This window comes from Streptomyces litchfieldiae (genome assembly GCF_031845365.1).
Classification (GTDB): Bacteria; Actinomycetota; Actinomycetes; order Streptomycetales; family Streptomycetaceae; genus Streptomyces; species Streptomyces litchfieldiae.
Map to the genome: position 1 here is coordinate 330827 of NZ_JAVREL010000002.1, position 21501 is coordinate 352327.

General features: G+C 73.2%; 22 protein-coding genes, 1 tRNA gene and 1 pseudogene. 20 read left to right on the forward strand and 4 right to left on the reverse strand.

The genetic code is table 11. The annotated features are described in order from the left end of the window. Positions 1-61 precede the first annotated feature (61 nt). Entirely contained in the window at positions 62-1315 is a 1254-nt protein-coding gene (locus tag RM590_RS05015) for a pyridoxal phosphate-dependent aminotransferase (RefSeq protein WP_311703130.1), read from the forward strand. On the opposite strand, the gene RM590_RS05020 is transcribed toward RM590_RS05015, so the two are convergent. After that, the gene (locus RM590_RS05020) at positions 1278-2186 is read right to left on the reverse strand and encodes a MurR/RpiR family transcriptional regulator (RefSeq protein ID WP_311703131.1); all 909 of its coding nucleotides are present in this window, start codon (positions 2184-2186) and stop codon (positions 1278-1280) included. The genes RM590_RS05015 and RM590_RS05020 overlap by 38 nt on opposite strands. A 108-nt stretch (positions 2187-2294) precedes the next feature. On the opposite strand from RM590_RS05020, the gene RM590_RS05025 reads away from it, so the two are divergent. Genes RM590_RS05025 through RM590_RS05035 form a run of 3 tightly spaced genes read left to right on the forward strand, consistent with a single transcriptional unit; the run spans position 2295 to position 5053 of the window. Next, entirely contained in the window at positions 2295-2915 is a 621-nt protein-coding gene (locus tag RM590_RS05025; RefSeq protein WP_311703132.1) for a hypothetical protein, read from the forward strand. Positions 2916-2927: 12 nt separating this feature from the next. Beyond that, complete coding sequence (locus RM590_RS05030) at positions 2928-4127, forward strand: 4-hydroxybenzoate 3-monooxygenase (RefSeq protein WP_311703133.1); 1200 nt, start codon at positions 2928-2930, stop codon at positions 4125-4127. After that, entirely contained in the window at positions 4115-5053 is a 939-nt protein-coding gene (locus RM590_RS05035) for a UbiA family prenyltransferase (protein WP_311703134.1), read from the forward strand. The genes RM590_RS05030 and RM590_RS05035 overlap by 13 nt, the downstream gene beginning before the upstream one ends. A gap of 237 nt (positions 5054-5290) precedes the next feature. Here the strand turns inward: RM590_RS05035 and RM590_RS05040 are convergent, their stop codons facing one another. Next, a complete protein-coding gene (locus RM590_RS05040; protein WP_311703135.1) occupies positions 5291-6214 on the reverse strand; it encodes an AEC family transporter in 924 nt (307 codons plus the stop codon). A gap of 125 nt (positions 6215-6339) precedes the next feature. On the opposite strand from RM590_RS05040, the gene RM590_RS05045 reads away from it, so the two are divergent. The 3 genes from RM590_RS05045 (at position 6340) to RM590_RS05055 (ending at position 8874) form a co-directional block, all read left to right on the forward strand. Then, complete coding sequence (locus RM590_RS05045; RefSeq protein WP_311703136.1) at positions 6340-7767, forward strand: M28 family peptidase; 1428 nt, start codon at positions 6340-6342, stop codon at positions 7765-7767. Between the two features lie 43 nt (positions 7768-7810). Then, a complete protein-coding gene (locus RM590_RS05050; RefSeq protein WP_311703137.1) occupies positions 7811-8107 on the forward strand; it encodes a type II toxin-antitoxin system VapB family antitoxin in 297 nt (98 codons plus the stop codon). Between the two features lie 89 nt (positions 8108-8196). Continuing rightward, positions 8197-8874, forward strand: coding sequence for a LytR C-terminal domain-containing protein (locus RM590_RS05055; RefSeq protein ID WP_311703138.1), 678 nt, complete (start codon positions 8197-8199; stop codon positions 8872-8874). A gap of 27 nt (positions 8875-8901) precedes the next feature. Here RM590_RS05055 and upp read toward each other — a convergent pair whose 3' ends face one another. Then, positions 8902-9537, reverse strand: a complete 636-nt coding sequence (gene upp, locus RM590_RS05060) for a uracil phosphoribosyltransferase (protein WP_311703139.1) — start codon at positions 9535-9537, stop codon at positions 8902-8904. 291 nt (positions 9538-9828) lie between these two features. On the opposite strand from upp, the gene RM590_RS05065 reads away from it, so the two are divergent. The 5 genes and pseudogenes from RM590_RS05065 to RM590_RS05085 form a co-directional block, all read left to right on the forward strand. After that, entirely contained in the window at positions 9829-10365 is a 537-nt protein-coding gene (locus RM590_RS05065) for a tRNA adenosine deaminase-associated protein (protein ID WP_311703140.1), read from the forward strand. A gap of 10 nt (positions 10366-10375) precedes the next feature. Beyond that, on the forward strand, positions 10376-10873 hold the full coding sequence (gene tadA, locus RM590_RS05070; protein WP_311703141.1) for a tRNA adenosine(34) deaminase TadA: 498 nt from the start codon (positions 10376-10378) through the stop codon (positions 10871-10873). 56 nt (positions 10874-10929) lie between these two features. After that, positions 10930-11016, forward strand: a tRNA-Ser gene (locus RM590_RS05075). Between the two features lie 75 nt (positions 11017-11091). Beyond that, positions 11092-11217: a hypothetical protein gene (locus tag RM590_RS05080; protein WP_394813787.1), complete on the forward strand. Its 126-nt coding sequence runs from the start codon at positions 11092-11094 to the stop codon at positions 11215-11217. A gap of 227 nt (positions 11218-11444) precedes the next feature. Continuing rightward, positions 11445-12070: pseudogene (locus RM590_RS05085) on the forward strand (glycosyltransferase); the annotation flags it as partial. On the opposite strand, the gene RM590_RS05090 reads toward RM590_RS05085, so the two are convergent. Then, entirely contained in the window at positions 12041-13393 is a 1353-nt protein-coding gene (locus tag RM590_RS05090) for an NB-ARC domain-containing protein (protein WP_311703142.1), read from the reverse strand. The pseudogene RM590_RS05085 and the gene RM590_RS05090 sit on opposite strands and share 30 nt — an antisense overlap. Before the next feature lie 175 nt (positions 13394-13568). On the opposite strand from RM590_RS05090, the gene RM590_RS05095 reads away from it, so the two are divergent. The 8 genes from RM590_RS05095 (at position 13569) to RM590_RS05130 (ending at position 21491) form a co-directional block, all read left to right on the forward strand. Then, entirely contained in the window at positions 13569-14282 is a 714-nt protein-coding gene (locus RM590_RS05095) for a Crp/Fnr family transcriptional regulator (RefSeq protein ID WP_394813788.1), read from the forward strand. A gap of 119 nt (positions 14283-14401) precedes the next feature. Next, on the forward strand, positions 14402-15211 hold the full coding sequence (locus RM590_RS05100; protein WP_311703144.1) for a nucleotidyl cyclase domain-containing protein: 810 nt from the start codon (positions 14402-14404) through the stop codon (positions 15209-15211). Then, the gene (locus tag RM590_RS05105; RefSeq protein WP_311703145.1) at positions 15208-17427 is read left to right on the forward strand and encodes a hypothetical protein; all 2220 of its coding nucleotides are present in this window, start codon (positions 15208-15210) and stop codon (positions 17425-17427) included. The genes RM590_RS05100 and RM590_RS05105 overlap by 4 nt, the downstream gene beginning before the upstream one ends. 62 nt (positions 17428-17489) lie before the next feature. After that, on the forward strand, positions 17490-18572 hold the full coding sequence (locus RM590_RS05110) for a PE-PGRS family protein (RefSeq protein ID WP_311703146.1): 1083 nt from the start codon (positions 17490-17492) through the stop codon (positions 18570-18572). Continuing rightward, positions 18569-19087, forward strand: coding sequence for a Pycsar system effector family protein (locus RM590_RS05115; protein ID WP_311703147.1), 519 nt, complete (start codon positions 18569-18571; stop codon positions 19085-19087). Before RM590_RS05110 ends, RM590_RS05115 begins: the two co-directional genes overlap by 4 nt. An 82-nt stretch (positions 19088-19169) precedes the next feature. Then, positions 19170-20351 (forward strand): M48 family metalloprotease, encoded by a 1182-nt coding sequence (locus tag RM590_RS05120; protein ID WP_311703148.1) that lies wholly within the window; start codon positions 19170-19172, stop codon positions 20349-20351. 94 nt (positions 20352-20445) lie between these two features. Next, positions 20446-20610 carry a hypothetical protein gene (locus tag RM590_RS05125; protein ID WP_311703149.1) on the forward strand — a complete coding sequence of 55 codons (165 nt, stop codon included), beginning with the start codon at positions 20446-20448 and terminating at the stop codon, positions 20608-20610. Between the two features lie 62 nt (positions 20611-20672). Beyond that, complete coding sequence (locus RM590_RS05130; protein WP_394813804.1) at positions 20673-21491, forward strand: RNA polymerase sigma factor SigF; 819 nt, start codon at positions 20673-20675, stop codon at positions 21489-21491. Positions 21492-21501: the final 10 nt, after the last annotated feature.

Below are 21501 nucleotides of genomic sequence, written 5' to 3' on the forward strand. Positions count from 1 at the left end.
TCCGCGCAGGAGATGCAATTAACATTGCATCGACCATTGCCCATGCAGTAGAACTTGCCGCATGGTAAGACACTCGGCCACCCTGGCCATCGACGAGACCCTGCGCGCCCGGCGCGCCGCCGGGCAGCCGCTGCTGCATCTGGCGTTCGGCGAGGCCGGCCTCCCCGTGCCCGACTCGGTCGCGGCCGTCCTCGCCGCGGCGGCCGGGCGCAACGGCTACGGCCCGGTGGCCGGCTCCCCGCAGGCGCGTCAGGCCGCCGCCGGCTGGTTCACCCGTCGGGGGCTGGCGACCGAACCCGAACGAGTGGTGTTCGCGCCCGGCAGCAAGGCACTGTTGTTCGCGCTCCTCGCCGCGCTGCCCGGCGACGTGGTGCTTCCCCGCCCGGCCTGGGTCAGCTACGCCGCCCAGAGCGCGCTGGCCGGCAAGCGCGTGATCGGCGTGCCCGTGCCGCCCGAGGCGGGCGGCGTGCCCGACCCCGAGCGACTGGCCCGGGTGTTCGCCGAGACCCGGCCCGGCGTGCTGATCCTCACCGTCCCCGACAACCCCACCGGCACCGTCGCCCGCCCCGACCACCTGCGCGCCGTCTGCGACCTCGCGGAACGCCACGGGCTGGCCGTCATCGCCGACGAGATCTACGGCGAGCTGATCCACGGCGGCGGACCCGCCCCCGAGAGCCCGGCCGCGCTGCTGCCCGAACGCACCGTGGTGACCACCGGGCTGAGCAAGTCCCTGGCCCTGGGCGGCTGGCGCATCGGCTTCGCCCGGCTGCCCGCCGGCCCCTGGGGCGGCCGGCTACTGGCCGAACTCACCGGCGTGGCGAGCGAGGTGTGGTCCAGCCTCGCCGCGCCCATGCAGGCGGTGGCCACCCATGTGCTGGCCGACCCGCCCGAGGTCACCGCCCACATCGCCGCCGCCGCGCGCCTGCACGCCACCGTCGCCCGGGCCGTGCACGCCGAGTTCACCGCGGCCGGCGCGCTCGCCCGCCGCCCCGAGGCGGGCTTCTACCTCTACCCCGACTTCGAGCCGCTGCGCCCCGCCCTCGCCGCCACCGGCATCGACGGCGCCGCCACGCTCGCCGACGCGCTGCTGGAGCGGCACGGCGTCGGCGTGCTGCCGGGCGACGCGTTCGGCGACGACCCCCGGGCCCTGCGTTTCCGGGTCGCCACCAGCCTGCTCTACGGCGACACCGAAGCCGAACGGTGGGCCGCGCTGCGCGCCGCCGACCCGCTCGCCCTGCCCTGGCTGGCCGGCTCCCTGACCCGGCTGCGCGCCGCCCTCATCGCCCTGAAGAGTGCTCCGGGTGGTACACGCTGAACCGTTCCAGCAGCTCCTCCTCGCGCAGCAGCGCCGAGCGCACGTCCTGCCCGCGCACCCGCGCCACGTCCGCCGCCAGCACCTGCACCAGCGAGGTGAACGCGGTCAGCGACCGCAGCACCGAGGGCCCCGACGCCTCCACGTAGAAGACGTGCTCGGCCGAGGCCGCCAGCGGGGAGGCCGGGTTGTCGGTCAGCGCCACGCACCGCGCGCCCCGCTCGCGCGCCCAGGCCGCCGCCCGCACCGTGTCGGCGGCGTAGCGGTGGATGGACAGCGCCACGAAGCAGTCGCCCTCCCGCACCCGCCGCAGCTCGTCGGTGAGCCCGCCCGCCGCGGCGGCCAGCGTGGCGACCTCCTCACGCACCATCCCCAGCAGATAGCCCAGCAACTGGGCCGGGGCATGGCACTTGCGCAGCCCCAGCACATGCACCCGCGGCGCCTCGGCCAGCGACCGCACCGCCGCCTGGAACGTGTCCGGGTCGATGCGGGCGAAGGTGCGCGTGATGTTGGCCCGGTCCAGCGCGACCGCCCGGTCCATCAGATCGCCGCCGCCCTCCCCGCCCAACTGCTCCAGCGTGCTGTACCGGCGCAGCAACTGGGCCTGCTCGCGCAGCCGCTCCCGGCACAGCCGGGTCAGGCCCGGATAGCCCTCCAGCCCCAGGCTGGTGGCGAACCGCACCACGGTGGCCTCGTTCACCCCGACGGCCGAGGCCAGCTCGGAAACGGTCATGAACGCCACACCCTCCGGATCGGCCATCACCCGCTCCGCCAGCAGCCGTTGGGAACGGGTCAGCGCGTCCCGGCGCTCCTGGAGCAGGGCCAGGAGCGCGTCGAAGGTGGACGGCGGCGGGGACTGCGGTGCGGAGGCCATGAGGTGGATTCTGCCCGCCCGGCGCGGGACCGCCGGGGGGCGGGCCGTGACCTGAGGGGGCCGAGGCGCGTTGGCACTCAAGGATGCCCGCCGGTGAGGAGTGATCAGATGTCGATTCCGACGCCGTGTGGCGTCCTGCCCCTCGCGTTCCCCCTCGACGTTCCGCTCGATGTCCCCCTCGACGCGATCTTCGGCGCCGCGCTGAACGGCGCGGCCGATCCCCGCACTCGCATCCGGGGCTTCGCCTCGCCCCTGACGCGGATGCTCCTGAGCAGCGACGGCCTGACGACGACGCTCCTGGAGTCGCTGGCAGGCGAATCGTTGCATCTGCACTGTCTCGCGCAGTTACGAGCCCCCGCCCATGAGACCGGGGACGGCGTGCCCGCGCTGCTCCGGATCGACAGGGGCGGGGAGGTCCTGGTGCGGTATTCCGCCACCACCCGGCACGACGGGCAGGCGCTCTCGGTGAACCACGTCGTCGCCCGGGTCGGGCTCTCCCCAGCCCTGGAGCCCTGCCTCACCAGCACGTCGATCCCCCTTGGCCCGGCGCTGCACGCGGCCGGTACCGGACACCGCCGCACCCTGCTGGACGCGGGCCGCCGCCACTGGCACGGCGAGGGCGGCCTGAGCCGGCCGGCCTGCTACAAGACCTATCTGCTCTGGCACGGCGACGACCCGCTGGCACTGATCAACGAACTGTTCAATCCCGGCGCCGTGCCGGCCCTGTGAGGTGGCACATCCATGCGGCGGCTGCGTACCCAGGTGGCGATCATCGGCGCCGGACCGGCCGGTCTCGTCCTGGCCGACCTGCTGCACCGCGCCGGCGTCGACTTCCTTGTCGTGGAACGGCGTTCGCGCGAGCACGTGGAGACCCGGCCGCGCGCCGGGCTGCTGGAACACCGCGTCGTCGAGACGCTGCGCCGCCACGGGCTGGCCGGCCGACTGCTGGCCGAGGGCGTCCGGCACGGCTGGTGCGACTTCCGCTGCCTGGGACGTTCGGTCCGGGTGGACTACGGCGCGCTCTCCGGCGGCCTGCGGCACTGGGTCTACCCCCAGCAGCTCCTGGTCCGCGACCTGATCGCCCAGCTCGAACGGGCCGGCCGCGCGCCCCTGTTCGGCACGGCCGTGCGCGCCCTGTCCGAGGTCACCGGCCCCCGGCCGCGCGTGCTGTGCGACGGGCTGGAGATCGCGTGCGACCACGTGATCGGCGCCGACGGCTTCCGGGGCGTCTCGCGCGCCGCGCTGCCCCCCGGCCACCGCGTGCTGCACCGGCGCTACCCCTACGACTGGCTGACCGTGCAGGCCGAGGTGGACCGGCCCGTGGCGGGCGTGGTCTACGCGGTGTCACCGGACGGCTTCGCGGGGATGATGCCGCGCACCTCCCGGCTCGCCCGGTTCTATCTCCAGTGCGCGCCCGGCGACACGCCCGAGCGCTGGCCCGCCGGGCGCGTTCGCGAGCAGTTGGCCGCCCGCCTCGGCGAGGAGCTGCCGCGCATCGGCGACCTCCTGGAGGTGCGGGTGCTGCGGATGCGCGGCAGCGTGACGGAGCCGCCCCGGCACGGGCGGCTGCTGCTCGCCGGGGACGCGGCGCACCTGCTCACGCCGTCGGGCGCCAAGGGGATGAACCTGGCCATCGCCGACGCCGTGGACCTCGCCGACGCCCTCGTCCGCCACCACCGCGACGGCGACGACGCCGCCCTCGACGGCTACGCGCGGCGGCGACTGGCGGAGGTGTGGCGCGTACAGGAGTTCTCCGACCGGCTGCTGCGGCTGCTGCACCTGCCCGCCGACGCGGGCGACGACCCGCGTTTCGCCCTCCGGCTGCGGCTGGCCGCGTTTCAGCGCCTCGCCGAGCCGGGGCCGCACGCCACCGCGTTCGCGCACGCGTACGTCGGGTCCGGCGCGGAAGGCACGGAAGGGGGTGCGGCATGGCGGTGCTGACGGAGCTGGGCGGCCAGGTCCGCGCGCTCTACGGCTTCTCGCGCGGCACCCAGGCGACGCTCAGCGTGGCGCAGCCGCTGCTGGGCGCGCTGCTGGCGGACAGCACCCCGCCCGCGGGCAAGCTGGCGCTGTGCCTGCTGGTCTGCCTCGCCGGGTACTTCGCGGTCTTCGCCGCGAACGACCTCATCGACGCGCGCCTGGACCGGGAGCGGTTCGCCTATCTGCGCGCGTACCAGGGCTTCGACATCGACTGCGCGGGGGGGCGGCACCCGCTGGCCCAGGGCCAGCTGAGCCCGGTGACGGGCGCGGCCTGGGTAGCCGTGCTGGGCACGGCCGCGCTGGTCCTGGGCGCGCTGCTGAGCTGGGTGTGCGCGGTGCTGCTGGCCGTCGCCGCGCTGCTGGAGGGCGCGTACTGCGCGCTGGCGCGCGTGACGCCGTTCAAGTTCCTGCTGACCGGGGTGGTGGTGGCGCTCGGCGGCTGTCTCGGCTGGTTCGCGATGACGGCCGAGGCGGACCGGCCAGTGCTGTGGCTGTTCTGCCTGTGGCTGGCGACCTGGGAGATCGGCGGACGGAACATCGTGAACGACTGGGCCGACGTGGAGGAGGACGTTCACCTGGGGGTGCGCACGGTGCCCGTCGTCTGGGGCCACCGGGTCAGCGGCGCGCTGACGTTCGGCTCGCTGCTGGTGGCGACGGTGGCGGGGGCCGGGCTGATGGCGATCGCCTGGCCCTCCCTGTGCTGGCCGGGCATGGCCGCGATGCTGCTGATCGGCTGCTCGGCGCTGCTGGTCCCGGGCGTGCGCCTGCTGCGCGACCCGGCCCCGGGCAACGCGATGGCCCTGTTCAACCGGGCCAGCCTCTACCCCGCGGCCGCGCTCTGCGTCATGGCGTCGTGCGTGTTCACGCGGTGGATGCTGGAGGTCTAGGGCCTGTATCGAGTTCCCGGTCGGATCAGCCCGCGGCGTCAGACGCGGTGCCCCCCCCCAGGCCCTTGGGGGCCTGGGAGGTACCCCCAGCAAGGCACCGGATCGCAGCTCATACCCGGCCGTATTCGCGCGATTCGGCTGGGGGCACCTCCCAGACGGAGTCTGGGGGAGCGGCGAGGTGCCGTGACTGGCGGCGCGGGCCCGGGCGGGAACTCGATACAGGCCCTAGGACCGCCGCTAGCCGAGAAGCGCGGCCACCACGGTGAGCACCGGGACGGACAGCAGCGTGGAGAGCAGGATCGACTCGCGGGCGAGCCGGGCGCCGATGTCGTAGCGGGCGGCGTAGTTGAAGAGGTTCTGCGCGGCGGGCAGGGCGGCGATCACCACGACGTTGAGCTGGTCGGTGGCGTCCAGCCGGAAGAGCCCGGCCGCGACCAGCCAGGCGATCGCCGGCTGGGCGAGGGACTTCAGGCCCGCCGACAGCAGCACCGGGCCGCGTTCGGCGCCGCGGCCGGGGAAGCTGCTGCCGCGCAGCGAGATGCCGAACGCCAGCAGCACGGCGGGCACCGCCATGTTGCCGATGAGGATGGCCGGTTCGAGGAGGGCGCCGGGCGGGGACCAGCCGGAGGCGGAGACCGCGACGCCGCCGAGCGAGCCGAAGACCACCGGGTTGCGGAAGGGGGTCGTGAGGCGCTGCCGGAGCGTGCGCCGGGCGGCGTCCGCGCCGGCCTGGTCGAGGATGGTCAACGCGACGGGCGTCAGGACCAGTTGCTGGAAGAGCAGCACGGGCGCGACGAGCGAGGCGTCACCGAGTACATAGACGGCGATCGGGATGCCGAGGTTGCCCGCGTTGACATAGGCGGAGCACAGCGCGCCGATCGTGGTCCGGCCCACGCCCCACCGGCGGACCGCGCCGACCGCGATGAACACCGCGGCGGACAGGAACGTGGCCAGCGCGGTGGCCAGCAGCGACGGCGAGAAGATCACCGTCAGATCGGCCCGGGCGAGGGTCACGAACAGCAGCGCGGGGGTGGCCACGTGGAAGGCGAGGCGGGTCAGCACCTCCCGTCCGTTCTCGCCGAGGGAGCCGCGCCGGCCGAGGAGGTAGCCGGTCGCGATGACGGTGGCGATGATCGCGAAGCCGGTGATCACACCGTCCACGCCGCCACCCTTCGCATAATCGAACTCTCGGACGTATCCGGCGCGAGGTCAACGGGTTCTCGGATGGCGAGACATGCCGCGCGGCCACCCGGCGAGGGAACCCCAGGGGGATAAAGTCCCATTTCGTGACTTTTCTTCCGTGGCGGTCCGGCTCCCTCGCCCTGGCCGCGCTCACCGTCGTCTCCCTGCTGCTCGGCGGCCCCGCACGGGCGGCGACCGACGCGCCGAACGCGTCGGCGGACGTTCAGGGCGACGCGCTGGCGCGCACGCTGGTCGCACGCACCACCGCGGACGGCGCCATGCGCCACCTGGCGGCGTTCCAGCACATCGCCGACGAGGCCGGGGGCAACCGCGCCGCCGGCACCCCCGGCCATGACCGGTCCGCCCGGTACGCCGGCGCGCTCCTGACCGCGGCCGGCTACCGCGTCACCTACCAGCGCTTCACGTTCCCCTACCGCGAGCCGGTCACCGAGCGGCTGACCGTGCTCGGCGACCAGCCGCGCGACATCCCCGTGAACGCGCTGACCTACACCGCGAACACGCCCGAAGGCGGCCTGACCGCTGGCCTCGCCCCGGCCGGCACCGGCTGCGCCGCCGACGACTTCGACCCCGCCGCCCACACCGGCCGCATCGCGCTGATCGAACGCGGCACCTGCACCTTCGCCGCCAAACAGGCGAACGCAGCCGCGGCCGGCGCGGTGGGCGCGCTCGTCTTCAACAACGCGCCCGGCGAGCTGTCCGGCACCCTCGGCGGCCCGGATCCCGACGCCATCCCCACCGGCGGCATCACCCGCGACGCCGGCCGCGAACTCGCCGCCGAGCTGGCCGCCGGCCGCCCGGTGACCGTCCGTCTGGAGCTGGCGGAGCTGGCCGAGGAGCGCACCACGACCAACGTCCTCGCCGAGACCCGCGGCGGCGATCCCTCCCGCGTGGTGCTGGCCGGCGCCCACCTGGACTCGGTCCCCGAGGGGCCCGGGATCAACGACAACGGCTCCGGCGCGGCCGGCGTGCTGGAGACGGCGCTGCGGCTGGCCGAGGCCGACCCGGCCGGCCGCCACCCGCACAAGGTGCGGTTCGCGCTGTGGTCCGCCGAGGAGTTCGGCCTGCTCGGCGCCCGGCACCATGTGAACGGCCTCTCCCCGGCCGCCCGCGAGGACATCGCCCTCTATCTCAACTTCGACATGATCGGCTCGCCCAACCACGGGCTGTTCGTCCACGACGGCGACCCGGCCATCGCCGCCGACCTCACCGCGTTCCTGACGGAACGCGGCCACACCCCGCGCGGCACCCCGTTCGACGGCCGCAGCGACTACGCCCCGTTCGTCGAGGCGGGCATCCCCTCCGGCGGCCTGTTCACCGGCGCGGAGGGCATCAAGTCCCCGGAAGAGGCGGAGCGTTGGGGCGGCACCGCGGGCGTCGCCTACGACCCCTGCTACCACGCCGCCTGCGACGACCTCGGCAACATCGGCCGGACGGCCCTCGGCCTCGGCGTCAAGGCGATCGCACACGCCGTCGGCCGTTACGCCTGGGGGGTGCCCGATTCGTCACCATGACATGAGGCTGCGACACAAGCGTCCCGCCCGGTAGGCTCTCCGTGTGATCTTCAAGCGCATCGGCAACGGACGACCGTACCCTGACCACGGCCGGGACCACACCCGGCAGTGGGCAGACGTCGCGCCGCGCCCGGTCCGCCTCGACCAACTGATCACCACCAAACAGCAGCTCGACCTGGAGACACTGCTCGCCGAGGACTCGACCTTCTACGGAGACCTGTTCGCCCACGTCGTGAAGTGGCAGGGCGACCTCTATCTGGAGGACGGCCTGCACCGCGCGGTTCGCGCGGCGCTCCAGCAGCGCCAAGTGCTGCACGCCCGGGTCCTGGAGCTCGAGTAGGCCCGGGCCGTTGCCCCGTTCGGGGCCCGACCGGCATTTCAACTGATCATTTGGTAGGCGGCCGACGCTCACCTGACTACGCTGCGTCCATGAGCATGTTGACGCCCCCGGGCATGGGCGGCAAGAAGTTCCGCGTGACGGGCGACCGGTACCCCAGGATGCGGCCCCGCCGGCGCCGCGGCAGGCTGGTGTTCCTGCTCGTGGCCGCGGTCACCGTGCTCTCCCTGATCGGCTACGGCACGCTTCAGCTCATCGATGTGTTCTCCGGGGACGACGACGGCGGACGCGCCCCGCGCGCCCAGTCCGGCGCCCGCCCCGACCAGGACTGCGCGCCCCCGGCCCGCGACACGCGCACGAACGAGCCGAGCGCGCCCCCGGAGCCCGCCGCCATCACCGTCAACGTCTACAACGCCACCGACCGCACCGGCCTGGCCCAGGAGACCGCCGACGCGCTGGCCGAGCGAGGCTTCACCATCGGCAAGGTGGAGAACGCCCCGCGCGAGCTCGACGGCCAAGTCACCTCCCCCGGGCTGCTCCTGGGCGCCACGGCGGCCGAGGAGTCCGGCGCGCTGTCCGTCCTGGCCACCCAGCTCGACGGCGCGGAAAACGGCGAGCCGCTGGCCCTGGAGGAGGGCGCGGACCCCGCCACGGTCGTCGACCTGGTGATCGGCGACGGCTTCACCGAACTCACCGCCGCCGACGAGGCCCAGCGCCGCCTGGACGGACTCGCGTCGCCCGCTGCGGACGCCTCCGCCCCCGCCTGCTGAGCCCGCGCGGAACGCGCGGACCGGCCGTCAGTCCACCGTTCCGTACATGCGGTCGCCCGCGTCGCCGAGGCCGGGCACGATGAACCCGGAGTCGTTCAGCCCCTCGTCGAGGGCGCCCGTCACGACCGTCACCGGCGCCCCGGCCAGCTCGCCCTCCAGCCGCTCCACACCCTCGGGGGCGGCCAGCAGGCAGATCACGGTCACGTCGTCGGCACCGCGCCGCATCAGCTCCCGCACGGCCGCCACCAGCGTGCCGCCCGTCGCCAGCATGGGATCGAGGACATAGACCTGCCGCCCGGACAGGTCCTCCGGCATGCGATTCGCATAGGTGGACGCCTCGAGCGTCGCCTCGTCGCGGATCATCCCGAGGAAGCCGACCTCCGCCGTCGGCAGCAACCGGACCATCCCGTCGAGCATGCCCAGACCGGCCCGTATGATCGGCACGACCAGCGGACGGGGATGGGACAGTCGCACGCCCGTGGTGGCCGCGACCGGGGTCCTGATGTCGACCAGCTCGGTGCGGACGTCACGGGTCGCCTCATAGGCCAGCAATGTGACCAGCTCATCGGCCAGCCGCCGGAACGTCGGGGAGTCGGTACGCGCGTCGCGCAGTGTGGTCAGCTTGTGCGCCACCAGCGGGTGGTCGACGACATGGGTCCGCATGGGTTCGACAGTATCGAACGGGACCGACACTCCAGCACTGACCGGCCGGTTTACCGTTGTGGATCGCAGGTGGACAAAGAACGGCGGCGACGTGGAGAGTGGTGCGAGGAGGGAGGAGAAGGCATATGCCGCACCGGGTCGGGGACCCGCCACGCCACGCCCGAACCGTCCGTCGGCGCGCGGAACAGCGCCCCCGGACATTCCGTTGGTGAACTGTCGAGTTACCCGACAGCGCACCCCTTTTCTGCCACGATGCAGGTGGCACTGCCGAACCGAGTGGGGAGAGTCACGGTGTACTTCACCGCACTGCTCGCGCGGACCGATGATGGTTGGGAAGCGAGTGATACAGAGCTCGATGACGTGGAGAGCCTCGACGAGCTGGCCGAGTTGGCCCGCGAGGCCACTCCCGATGACGAGACCGTTCTCGTCTGCATCGAGCAGGAAGGCGCCTGGTTCGGCCTCGTCCGCGTGGACGGCGAGGACGACCCACGGGTCTTCGTCTCGGACGCCGCACGGGCGCTGCGCAGCGCGTACGGCGAAATCCTGCTGACCGATGAATTGCTGGGCCGGGAGCCGGAGGACCCCGACGTCCTGGACCAGCTCGTGGACCTCGACGGCACGGAGGACGGTGCCGTCGACGAGGAAGAAGAGGACGACAACGAGCCCGGCTCCCCGGACGCGGTGCCGCGCGGTCCGGTCGGGGACGCCGACATCCTGACCGATCTGGGAATCGACGCCGACACCGTGCTCAAGCTCACACCGGACGACGCGCTCAGCGAAATCGCCGACGCGCTGGGCTGCTCCGAGGTGCTGGAGGCGGTCAGGTGACGACCGCTTGATGGGCAACGGGTCACTGGCGACCACCGGAGACCCGCTGCGCGACCCGTGGCGGCCGGCGATGCGCGAGGCGCTCGCGCAGGCGGCCGCCGCGACCGGAACGGGGGACGTGCCGGTCGGCGCACTGCTGCTCGGCCCCGGCGGCCCGGCGGGTCCGGTGCTGGGCCGGGGCCGCAACGAACGCGAGGCCACCGGCGATCCGACGGCGCACGCGGAGGTGCTGGCGCTGCGCGAGGCGGCCCGGCAGCTCGGAAGCTGGCGGCTGACCGGCTGCACGCTCGTGGTCACCCTGGAGCCGTGCACGATGTGCGCGGGCGCCAGCGTGCTCGCCCGCGTGGAGCGGGTGGTCTACGGCGCCACCGACCCCAAGGCGGGCGCGGCCGGCTCCCTCTGGGACGTCGTGCGCGACCGCCGTCTCAACCACCGCCCCGAGGTGATCGCCTCGGTCCTCGCGGACGACTGCGGCCGGCTCCTGACCGACTTCTTCCGCGCCCGCTGACCCCCGTCCGCTTTCCGGTTTTCTCCCGGCGTGGACCGTGGGATAGGCTTCCTCCCGGTAGCGTGTCCGAGCGGCCTAAGGAGCTCGCCTCGAAAGCGAGTGTGGGGGCAACTCCACCGAGGGTTCAAATCCCTCCGCTACCGCTCGTGAGCAGGACAGACGAGAGGGCGGGCCCCACGCGCGGGGCCCGCCCTCTCGCATGCGCGTCAGGAGGGTGTGTGGACAAGGTCGTCTCGGTCGTCACCGCCGTCCACGCGCCGGGCGCCGGCTTCCTCGCGGAGACCTACCGGTCGCTCGCCGCACAGGAGTTGCCCGCCGGGTGGCAGTGGCGGTGGGTGATTTAGGGCCTGTATCGAGTTCCCGCCCGGGCCCGCGACGCCAGTCACGGCACCTCGCCGCTCCCCCAGACTCCGTCTGGGAGGTGCCCCCAGCCGAATCGCGCGAATACGGCCGGGTATGAGCTGCGATCCGGTGCCTTGCTGGGGGTACCTCCCAGGCCCCCAAGGGCCTGGGGGGGCACCGCGTCTGACGCCGCGGGCTGATCCGACCGGGAACTCGATACAGGCCCTAGGAGGACGGCGAAACGGACACGGTCGAACCGCTGCTCCCCGTTGACTCCCGCGTCGGCTTCGGCCAGGGCGGCCCCGGCGGCCCCGGCGTGACGCGGACCATGGCGCTCGCGCGGGTGACGGGGGAGTACGTCCGGGTCCTGGACGCGGACGACCTGCTGCCGCCGGGCGCGCTGGCCCGGGACATCGCCGTGCTGAACGAGCACCCCGAGATCGGCTGGACCACGTCCCGCGGCCTCGACCTGCTCCCGGACGGCACAACGGTCGGCTTCGACGACGACCCCCCGAACGGCCCGATCGACCGCGGCGCGGTCCTGGAGTACTGGAAGGCGAACGACCACCGCCCGCCTGTGCTGCCCGGAACGCTGTGCGTGCGGCGGGAGTTGCTGCTGGCCCTGGGCGGCTGGATGGCCCTCCCGGCCTCGGAGGACACGGGCCTGATCCCCTGGCCCTCAACGCCGTGGCCCTGGGCTGGTTCACCCGCGAGCCCGGCCTGCTCTACCGCAAATGGCCCGGCCAGGTCACCGGCCAGCCACCCCACCACGCCGAGGCGGAACGGTCGGCACGGATGGCGATCGCGGAGGCGCGGGCGCGTGCGCTACTGGGGTTGGGCGGGTGGCGGTGGTGAGGCGGGGGGCGAGGCGTCCGCCTTGGCCTGCCAGTGGGCGAGGTTGCCGCGGGTGATGATGATGTCGGGGTGGTTGTCGGGCCAGGCATCGACGAAGGCGTCGGCCGCCACACGGGCCACCGCCTCCCGCTCCTCCATGGCGAGGCTGTCGCTTGTGGCGCGCTGGACGAGCGCGTGGATGCGGACGGCTCGGCCGGGGTCGTGGTCGTGGTCGTGGTCGATCAGGCTCAGTCGGTGCAGGGCGCGCAGGGCCGCGACCGCCTGCGCCGGGTCGTCGATTCCCAGGTGTTCCAGGACAGGTCGGCTGGTCAGCACCGACTGCGGGATGCCGTTCGGCGAGAGCATCGCGGCGATCTCCAGCATGGGCCGGGCCAGCCCGGTCGGCCGCATCGCGTTGGCGCGCTCGATCGACAGCGACCAGGTCGCGGCCACCGGCGCGTTCTGCTCGTCGGGCAGCAGCTCCGACTCCGGCACCAGGTCCGCCAGCGCCCGGGTGCGGTCCGCCAGCAGGCGCCGGTACGAACCCTCCCCTTCAATCGGCAGCCCTGCGTCCACGACATACGCCGCGGCCTGGGACAGCGCGAGCGGAAGGAAGCCCAAGTCGCGGGCGAGCGCCCGGACATGAGCCGGGTCTTCCGTTCGGCCGTGCGCGGACAGGACCGCGGTGAGGTAGCCCGCCGCCTCGTCCTCGGTGAACAGGCCGATGTGCGCCATCCGCCGCCCGCGCCCGGCCAGCGCCGCCTCCCGGCGGCGGGTGGTCGTCACCGTCCGGCCATGGGGGCTGGCCGGCGGCCACAGCCCCTTCATATCTGCCGATGAGGAGACATCGTCCAGCACGATCAGCCACCGCACCGCGCGGTCCCCGGTCGGCTCCAGCCACGCGAGGAACGCCTCGGCCGCGCGGTCCGGATGCCGCGGGTCCACGCCCAGGATCTCCACGGCCGCCCGGGCATAGGCGGAAACGACGGCATCGCGCGTCGTCGCCGTCACCCACACCAGCAGGTCCACCTCACCCGCCCGCCAGGCGCCCCGCGCGGCGTGGGCGGCGAGCTGCGTCTTGCCCACGCCGCCCAGGCCCGCCAGCACCTGCTCGTCCGCCGCCGCCCGGAGCCGGTCCACGGCCTCCCGGTGCTGGAAGCAGTCGGCCTCGGTCGGAATCACTCCCACCAGCAACGGCCAGGCCACCGACCGCCGCGCCCCGCCCCCATTGATGGTGACATCCCCGTTCACCACCCCGGCCGCCAACGCACCCGCGCTCGCCCGCAGTTCGGCGCTCCCACCGGAGGCGAATCCCCGCTCCCCGGCCGGTACACCTTCCGCCATCACGCCCTCCCCGCCCACGAACGTCACCGCCCCAAAACCGTAATGCCCAGTGCGCCCGAGACGTCACCGGTTGGCCGCGAGGTCGGCGGTCGGCGGTACCGCTCGAAACGCCGGGGGTGTGCCGACGTCGCCACACGGCTACGGTGGACCAGCGCGCGACTACTCTGGGGGATTCATGGTCGACATTGCGCCACCTGACGTCATCGGTTTTCCGCCCTTCGACGACCGTGTGCCATATCTCGGCCGGCTGGAGGACAAAGAGCGGACGGCGCTGCTCGGCCTGGGCCGGAAGACCACCTACAAGGCGCGGACCGAGGTCATCCGCCAGCATGACCCGTCCACGCACGTGCTGCTCATCCTCCGGGGCCGGCTGATGGTGACCGCGGTCGCCGCCCGGGGGTATGTGGCTCTGCTCGCGCTGCGCCGGCCGGGTGACATCGTCGGCGAGTCCGCCGCCCTGTCGCACGAACCGCGCTCCGCGACCGTCACCACGCTGGAGAGCGCGGAGTGCCTGCTCGTCAGCCGCGAGTCGTTCCATGAGTATCTGGAGAACCACCCGGCCGCACACCACCAGTTGACCGGCTTGTTGATCGACCGGGTCCGGGCCGGCGACCGCAGGGCGCTTCAGTTCGCCTCGCTGACCGTGCGGGAACGGCTCGCGGTGCTGCTGCTCGACCTCATGCGTTCGCACAGCCGCCGGACGGAGTGCGGGCTGCTGCTGACCGTCCCGCTGAGCCAGCAGGAGCTGGCCGGCTCGGTCGGGGCCTCCCGGGAGGCGATCGCCCGGCTGTTGACCAAGCTGCGCGAGGACGGCGTGGTGGTCACGGCCCGGCGCAAGATCTGGGTGGTGCAGCCGGACGTGCTGCGCCGGATCGCGGCGGGAAGCTGACCTTCCCGAGCCGTTGTGCGTCATCGGTCACAGTCCGTCTGTGTACGTCGTCCTACGACGAAACCGGCCCCTGCAGCAGGCTGCTCCTCCTACCCGGTAACACCGAACGAGGGGCCGCCATGACCGAACCGCTGCATCAGACCATCCTGTTGGCCGACATCGAGGGATCGGGCCGGAGTGACGACGTCGTCCGGCGGGTGAAACGGCACCACATGTACGAGGTGGTGCAGTGCACGCTCGACGCCGCCGGGGTGAGCCGGACCGACCAGCGCCTGGAGGACCGGGGTGACGGGGTTCTGGCACTGGTGAGCGCGGCCGTGCCCAAGGCCGCGCTGCTGCGCGCCATGCTCACCGAGATCCCGGCCCGGCTGCACGACTACAACCGCATCGCGGCAGACAGCTCCCGGGTGCGGCTGCGCACCGTACTGGCGGCCGGAGAGGTCGCGTTGGACGAGATTCCCGGCGCTCTCGGCGGCGTCATCGGCTGGGACCTGGACCAGGCGTTCCGGCTCCTGGACAGCGAGCCGCTGCGCGCCGAGCTGCGCCGCCGGCGGGACAGCGGCGGCACGGGCGAGGACGCGGTGATCTGCGTCTCGGAGGCGGTGTTCGGGGGCGTGGTGCGCCACGACCACCACGGCATCCGCCGCGCCGCGTTCCACCCGTTCACGGTGGAGGGCAAGGAGGGTCCCGTCCGCGGCTGGCTGTACGGGGAGCCGACGAGGGAGCGCGAGCCGGCCGGGAACGAGGAGCACGGCGGGCACGCCGGTCCCGCCAGTCGGCCCGGCGGCGCCCGGCCACCGGCGGGCGCGGTGTTCAACGGGCCCTATGTGGCCGGGAATCAGTACGGCGTCTCCGGCGGCCAGGTCGGCGGCGACGTCGTCATGGGGAACAAGATCGTCGGCGACGGGACCGGCGGTGAGCGGCCGTGAGCGCCGAGCCCGTGCCCGTGCCCGAGGCGCGGCAGCCGGACGCCAACGGGGCACCCGCGCCCGGCAACGCGGAGGAGCAGCCCGCCGCCGACGCCCCCCGACCGCAGCAGGACACGGACCGGTCCGCCGACGCGGAACCGGCGGAGGGCGAACACCCCACCGAGGCGTGGGCGGCGGCACGTGAACTCCGGGACTACGCGCCGCCCTCGTTTGGCGGCGGCCTGGTGGCCGGGAATCAGCACGGCGTCTCCGGCGGCCGGGTCCACGGCCATGTGGTCATGGGAAACGCCTACTTCGGCGCGCCCGTGGCGGAACGGCTCCAGGGCTCCGGGGAAGTGCTCGGCGGGGACGTGGACCGGCTCGCCGACGTGTTCCACGAGAGCCCGGCCTTCGTGGCCGCCCTGGAGGAGTTGCGCGCGTCGCGCGTGGTGATCCTGCGCGGCGAGCACGACTCCGGTCGCGGCACCGCCGCGCTGATGCTGCTGCGCCATGTGGGAGCCGCGCGTATCCGTGCGGTGGATCCGGAGGACGGGCCGGCCGTGCTCGTCAAGGAGGCCGAGGCGGCGGACGGTTACGTGGTCGCCGATCTGCCGACCAGCCGCAGCCGGCCGCTGGGCGAGCACCATCTGCTGCGCTGCCGGGAACGCCTGCGCAAGCGCGACGCGTACCTGGTGGTCACCGTGGAGAACTCCGCGGTGCTGCGGGACGTGCGCCCGGTGGCCTGGCGGCCCCCCGCGGCCGACGCCGTCCTGCGCTCCCATCTGCGCGCCTACCTGGACACCGGTGATGCCGCCGAAGTGGAGGGCGTCGTCGACGCGTTGCTGGACGTGGCGCAGGTGCGGGCCTTCCTCGCCGTGGAGGCCCGCCCGGTGGCGCAGATCGCCGGCTTCGCGGCCGAGGTCGCCCGTTACCACCGGGGCGAGATCGACGCCGAGCGGCTGGACCAGTTCGGTCAGGAGTCGCTGCTGGGTCAGGTCCGGGAGTGGCTCGGCGCTCCCGAGGACTCCGTCACGCTCCGGGACAAGGCGTTCCTGCTGGCGCTGGCCGTCTGCGACGAGGGCCCGTACGCCACCGCCGCCGAGTTCGGGGACCGGCTCTGTCACCGGATGCAGCGGGTGGAGTCCCCGGAGGAGGATCCGGGTCTCACCATCTTCAGCACCTCTCCGGCCGAGCGCATGAAGCTGGCCCGCGCCAGGTGCTACAAGGAGAACGAGCAGACGCCCTGGGGCCCGCTCCCCCAGTCCCTGGCCCGGTTCGAGGACCCGCGCACGGCGGAGCTGCTGCTCCGCGAGGCGTGGGCCGGTCATCCGGCGGTGCGCGCCCCGATGTCCGGCTGGCTGACCGACCTGGCCCGGCACGCCGACCCGTTCGTGCGGACGCGCGCCGCGGCCACCGCGGCGACGCTGGCCGTTCACGACTTCTCCTCCACGATGCACGGGCTGCTGCTCGACTGGGCGTCCAGCCGCGACTACCGGCTGTGCGTCCAGGCGGCCAACGCGCTGGCGCTGGCCGCGGACGCCGGGACCCCGGCGGTACACCGGGTCCTGCGGGACTGGAGCACGGACAGCCACCCGCGCCGCCGTTGGACGGCTCTGCGCGCGTACGGCCTCGTCGGGCCGCTGGCTCCGGCGCAGACCCTGGACAGCCTGGCCGACCTGGTCACCCGCCCCGTGCCCGGGGCCGGGGAACCGGACGGACCGTCGGCGGCCGAGCTGGCCGCCGTGGTGGACGCGGCCGAACTGCTGCTGCTCGACACGCCCGGCAGCATCGTGCTGCGGCGGTTGACGGACTGGTGCGACGCCGACCCGCCGGCCCTGCGCGCGGTCGCCCACCAGACGCTGCTGGCCGCCGCGGCCCGCCGGGAGGTCCCCTTCGACGACCCCGCGAGCTGGCCGTTGCTGCTGCGCTTGTACGACGACGCGGAGCCCGGTTCGCCGGTCACCGACGCCTTCACCGCGCTGTGGCGGCGGGTGCTCGGGGACCGCCGGATCACCGCGGCCGCGCAGCAGCGCCTGCGTGAGTGGGTGCTGACCTCGGAGGACGAGGCCGGTGTGGAAACCGTGCTGGCCGGGCTGCTCCCCCAACTGGTCGCGTCCGATTCCGATCGCGACCGGCTCTGCCACCTGCTGCGTGTCATGCCCGGCCGGGACGGCGGCCCGCCGCCTCCCGTGGCCCACCGCCTGCTCGGAGGGCTGACCGCCCGCTCGGAGACCTGACCTCCGCCAACCACCCATCGAGAACAGCGCGACCCATGTGTCCAGCGCAGTTAGGAGCCACCATGGCGGGTTACCGCTACGCACCCCAGTGGGATCAGCACGCCCGGCGCGACACCGACCTCGTTGACCCGGTGGTGACGGTGCGGCCGCTCTCCCGGTTCGAGTTCATCGGCCGCACGCCCGAACACCAGGTGGACTACGCCCTGGTGTTCACCGGCGCGCACGGCGGCTACGAGGTTTTCATCCCGCCGCGACGGCCCACGCGTGGCGAACTGAGCGGCGGCCGTTTCCTCTCGGTGCACGAGGTGGACATGGGCATCCACCACTTCAAGCGGGAGTTCCCTCTGCCATCCGACAACGACGCGTTCACCTTCCTGGGCGAACTCGACGTCTCGTGGCGGGTCGTGGCCCCGGACCGGACGGTCGCCAGTCAGGTGCGCGACGTGCCGGCGCACGTGACCCCCCGGCTGGAGGAGCGGCTGCGGGTGATCACGCGCCGGTTCGCCATCGAGGACAGCGCGGGTGCCGAGACCGCGGTGCGCGACAACCTCACCCGCGCGCAACTGGCCGAGGACCTGGGGCTGCACATGACCTATGGGGTCCGGCTGACGCTGGACGAGGCCGCCCGCAACCACCAGGCGGCACTGCGCGACCTGGCCTACCAGTCACAGCTCGCACCCAGGGAGATCGACCTGGAACGGCTCCGGGAGACGGGACGGCAGGAACTGGAGGAGCTGAAGCAGCGGCACCGCCACCAGATCGAACGGGCCGACCTCGCGCACGAACAGGAGATGCTGGCCGAGAAGGCGCGTTATTACGCCTGGTACCTGGAGCAGCGCGGCGTTGTCCCCTGGGCGCTCGAACTGGCTCAGCGGCCCCATGACCTGCCGCAGATCCGGCAGTTGATGAGCAAGGAGCAAGAGGCCCGCATCGCGCAGCAGTTGGACCTGCTCGACCGGGTGGAGCAGAGCGGGCACTGGGAGAGTCACCAACTGGCCGAACCGGTACGGGAGACCCTGCGCGCCATCCGGGAGCTCTTCGCGGCCCCGGACGCCGCGCCGCCCGCCGTGCCGCCGTCCCTGCCTCCGGGCGGCGGCGACGGCCCGGCGGGGGCGGCCCAGGAGTCGGCGAGTGACGCGCCATGAGCGATCCCGATCCACCGCCCCGGAGCTTTCCCCAGCCACTGGCGGAGCAACTGCTCGCCGAGATCCGGGTGGAGATAGGCCGCGCCGACAGCAAGGCGGCCATGCTCGTCGCCGCGCTCGGGGCGGCCGCGGCACTGTTCGGCGGGACGGTGGCGCAGAGCGGCTGGACCCCCGGGGCGCTGCCGGTGGCCGGGCAGGTCCTGTGGTGGTGCGGAACGCTGTCCCTGGGCCTGTCCCTGGCCGCGTTCCTGCTGGCCGTGGCGCCTCGGTACGGGCGGCGGCGGTGGGAAGCGGGCGACCCGCTCACCTATTTCGGGGACGTCCTCCGCGCCGCCCGGCAGGGAGAACTGCCGGCGGCGCTGGCCGAGACGGATGAGTCGGCGGAGCGCAGGCTCGTTCGCGCGCTCGCCATCAACAGCCGGATTGCCGCCCTGAAGCTGCGCTGGGTGCGGCTCGGGCTGACGGCGTTCGCCGCCGGGGGGCTCCTGCTGCCGATGGCGCTGCTCAGCCGGTGACCGGGGGCCGGCGGAAGCCCGGAAGACGGCGGAAGTCAGCGGAACGGAAGAGAAGTTCGGAAGAGTAAGGAAAGGAAGAAGAATGCCGGACCAGCAACGGGATGACGGCATGCCGCCGCGCTACCCGGGAACAGACGTACCACCGGCCTACCCCCAGCAGCCGCACACACCCGCCGCGGCCCCGCCCGCCTACCCCGGCGACGTCCCCGCGGCCCCGTCGGCACCGCCCGCACCACCCCCGCCCAGCTACCCGGGCGAACGGCCGCCCGCGCTGTCCGCGCCGCCGCCCGCACCGCCCGTGCCACCGCGGCCGCCCGCGGCGCCACCACCGACCCGCGTCTTCGACCCGGCCCGCGACCTCGCGCTGCACGACGGGCGCCACGTCATCTCCGGCATCCAGCGCGGGACGGACAGCACGGCCATCACGCAACTGCTGGCGCTGCTCCCGCACTTCGTGTGCAGCCTGGCCATCGTCGGTGCGCTGACCGCGGCGCTGTTCGGCGGCGCGTCCGGCACCGTGGCGACCATCGCCTGGGTGCTCTCCGGCGCTCTGGTGTTCCACCGCCCCACCGAGCGGCTGATGGCGCGCCGCCTGTTCCGGCTGCGACCGCCGACCGATCAGGAGTTCTCCTACCTTGCTCCCATCTGGGTGGAGATCGCCAAGCGGGCCCGGGTGGACCACACGGTCTACGAGTTGTGGATCGAGGAGAGCGACGAGATCAACGCGGTGGCGGCGGCGGGCCACATCGTCGGGCTGACCAAGCGCTCGTTCACCGAACTGCCGCCCGGCCAACTGGCCGGCGTGCTGGCGCACGAGCTGGGCCACCACACCGGTGGGCACTCCTGGGCCCGCCTGATGGGCCAGTGGTACGCCCTGCCGACGCGCGTCACCTGGGCCGTGCTGCGCGAGATCACGCGGGCGGTGCTCCTCGTCTCCCGCAAGCTGTTCTGCATGGGCGGGGTCTTCGTGATCACGGTCATCGGGTTCACGGTGATCGCCGCCGTGCTGAGCATGCCGTTGATCTTCGTGCCGATGCTGCTCAGCCCTTATGTGCTCGCGGCGGTGGACCGGGCCGCGGAGCTCCGCGCGGACCGCAAGGCGGCGGAGCTGGGCTTCGCGCTGACCCTGATCGAAGTGCTGCGGCAGAGCGATCTGGTGGAGGCGGACCGGCGCGGCCGGACCGCGGAAAAGTTGCTGAGCACGCACCCCAGCAGTGAGACGCGTATCCGCAGGCTCCAGGAGTACGTTCGCCAGGCGGGCTGACACCGCCCTCCGGCGGGCGCCCTGTTCGGCTATCGTCCGTGCTGGTGTCCCGCCGGACGGCGGGGAAGGAAGCGAAACGGACGGAGGCGGGGCGATGACGCTGGCGCAGGCGAGGAAGATCGCTCTCTATCTGCTGCTCGCCGCCGTCCTCTATGCCGTGCTGACCTTTCCCGACCGGTCGGGTGAGTTCGCGCAGCTCGCCTTCACGGCTCTCTCCGGTGCCGCCGACGCCGTCGGTGATCTGTTGACCGGGCGCTGACCAACACGTCGTTATCGGGTGCTTGCACACGGTGGATCCGTCTTGTGATGCTATGAGTGCTTTTGCCCGTGGTGACGGCCGTGAAGGGGTGGTCGGCAGTGGCGGCGACACAGAGCCGGGGTGCCGGCGCCCGGGCGCTGACGCAGGCTCTGTTCGAGCGGCTGGCCGGCTGTGCCCCGGGGAGTGCCGAGCACGCGCGGGTGCGCGGTGCGCTGATCGAGGCCAATCTGCCGCTCGTCCGCTATGTCGCCCTGCGCTTCCGGGGCCGGAACGAGCCCATGGAGGACATCGTCCAGGTCGGCACCATCGGGCTGATCCACGCCATCGACCGCTTCGACAGCGCACGCGGTGTGCAGTTCCCCACGTTCGCCATGCCGACCATCGTCGGCGAGATCCGCCGGTACTTCCGGGACAGCGTGCGCACCGTTCATGTGCCGCGGCGGCTGCACGAGCTGTGGGCGCGGGTGCGGAGGGCGGCCGAGGAGCTCACGGTGGCACTGGGGCGCACGCCGACCTCGGCGGAGATCGCCGAACGGCTGGAACTGCCCGAGGAGGAGGTGCTGGCCAGCTTCGACGCGGGCCGCGCCTACCGGGTGTCGTCGCTGGAGTCGGCCGGCGAACGCGACGACGGGATGCCCGGGCTGATCGACCGGCTCGGCTACGAGGATCCGGAACTGGCCGGCGTCGAGCACCGGGCGCTGGTGCGGCATCTGCTGGTGCAACTACCGGAAAGGGAACGGCGGATCCTGCTGATGCGGTATTACCGCGATCTGACGCAGGCCCAGATCTCTGCCGAGCTGGGCGTTTCGCAGATGCACATCTCCCGGCTGCTGTCCCGGAGCTTCACCCGGCTGCGCGCCGCAAATCCGCTCGACGTCTAAGTCCGAAGAG

Bases quoted from the DNA above. Each gene is read 5' to 3' on its own strand.
- RM590_RS05015 (WP_311703130.1), top strand. From the start codon at position 62: ATGGTAAGACACTCGGCCACCCTGGCCATCGACGAGACCCTGCGCGCC.
- RM590_RS05020 (WP_311703131.1), bottom strand. From the start codon at position 2,186: ATGGCCTCCGCACCGCAGTCCCCGCCGCCGTCCACCTTCGACGCGCTC.
- RM590_RS05025 (WP_311703132.1), top strand. From the start codon at position 2,295: ATGTCGATTCCGACGCCGTGTGGCGTCCTGCCCCTCGCGTTCCCCCTC.
- RM590_RS05030 (WP_311703133.1), top strand. From the start codon at position 2,928: ATGCGGCGGCTGCGTACCCAGGTGGCGATCATCGGCGCCGGACCGGCC.
- RM590_RS05035 (WP_311703134.1), top strand. From the start codon at position 4,115: ATGGCGGTGCTGACGGAGCTGGGCGGCCAGGTCCGCGCGCTCTACGGC.
- RM590_RS05055 (WP_311703138.1), top strand. From the start codon at position 8,197: ATGAGCATGTTGACGCCCCCGGGCATGGGCGGCAAGAAGTTCCGCGTG.
- upp (WP_311703139.1), bottom strand. From the start codon at position 9,537: ATGCGGACCCATGTCGTCGACCACCCGCTGGTGGCGCACAAGCTGACC.
- tadA (WP_311703141.1), top strand. From the start codon at position 10,376: ATGGGCAACGGGTCACTGGCGACCACCGGAGACCCGCTGCGCGACCCG.
- RM590_RS05090 (WP_311703142.1), bottom strand. From the start codon at position 13,393: ATGGCGGAAGGTGTACCGGCCGGGGAGCGGGGATTCGCCTCCGGTGGG.
- RM590_RS05095 (WP_394813788.1), top strand. From the start codon at position 13,569: ATGGTCGACATTGCGCCACCTGACGTCATCGGTTTTCCGCCCTTCGAC.
- RM590_RS05100 (WP_311703144.1), top strand. From the start codon at position 14,402: ATGACCGAACCGCTGCATCAGACCATCCTGTTGGCCGACATCGAGGGA.
- RM590_RS05110 (WP_311703146.1), top strand. From the start codon at position 17,490: ATGGCGGGTTACCGCTACGCACCCCAGTGGGATCAGCACGCCCGGCGC.
- RM590_RS05115 (WP_311703147.1), top strand. From the start codon at position 18,569: ATGAGCGATCCCGATCCACCGCCCCGGAGCTTTCCCCAGCCACTGGCG.
- RM590_RS05120 (WP_311703148.1), top strand. From the start codon at position 19,170: ATGCCGGACCAGCAACGGGATGACGGCATGCCGCCGCGCTACCCGGGA.
- RM590_RS05125 (WP_311703149.1), top strand. From the start codon at position 20,446: ATGACGCTGGCGCAGGCGAGGAAGATCGCTCTCTATCTGCTGCTCGCC.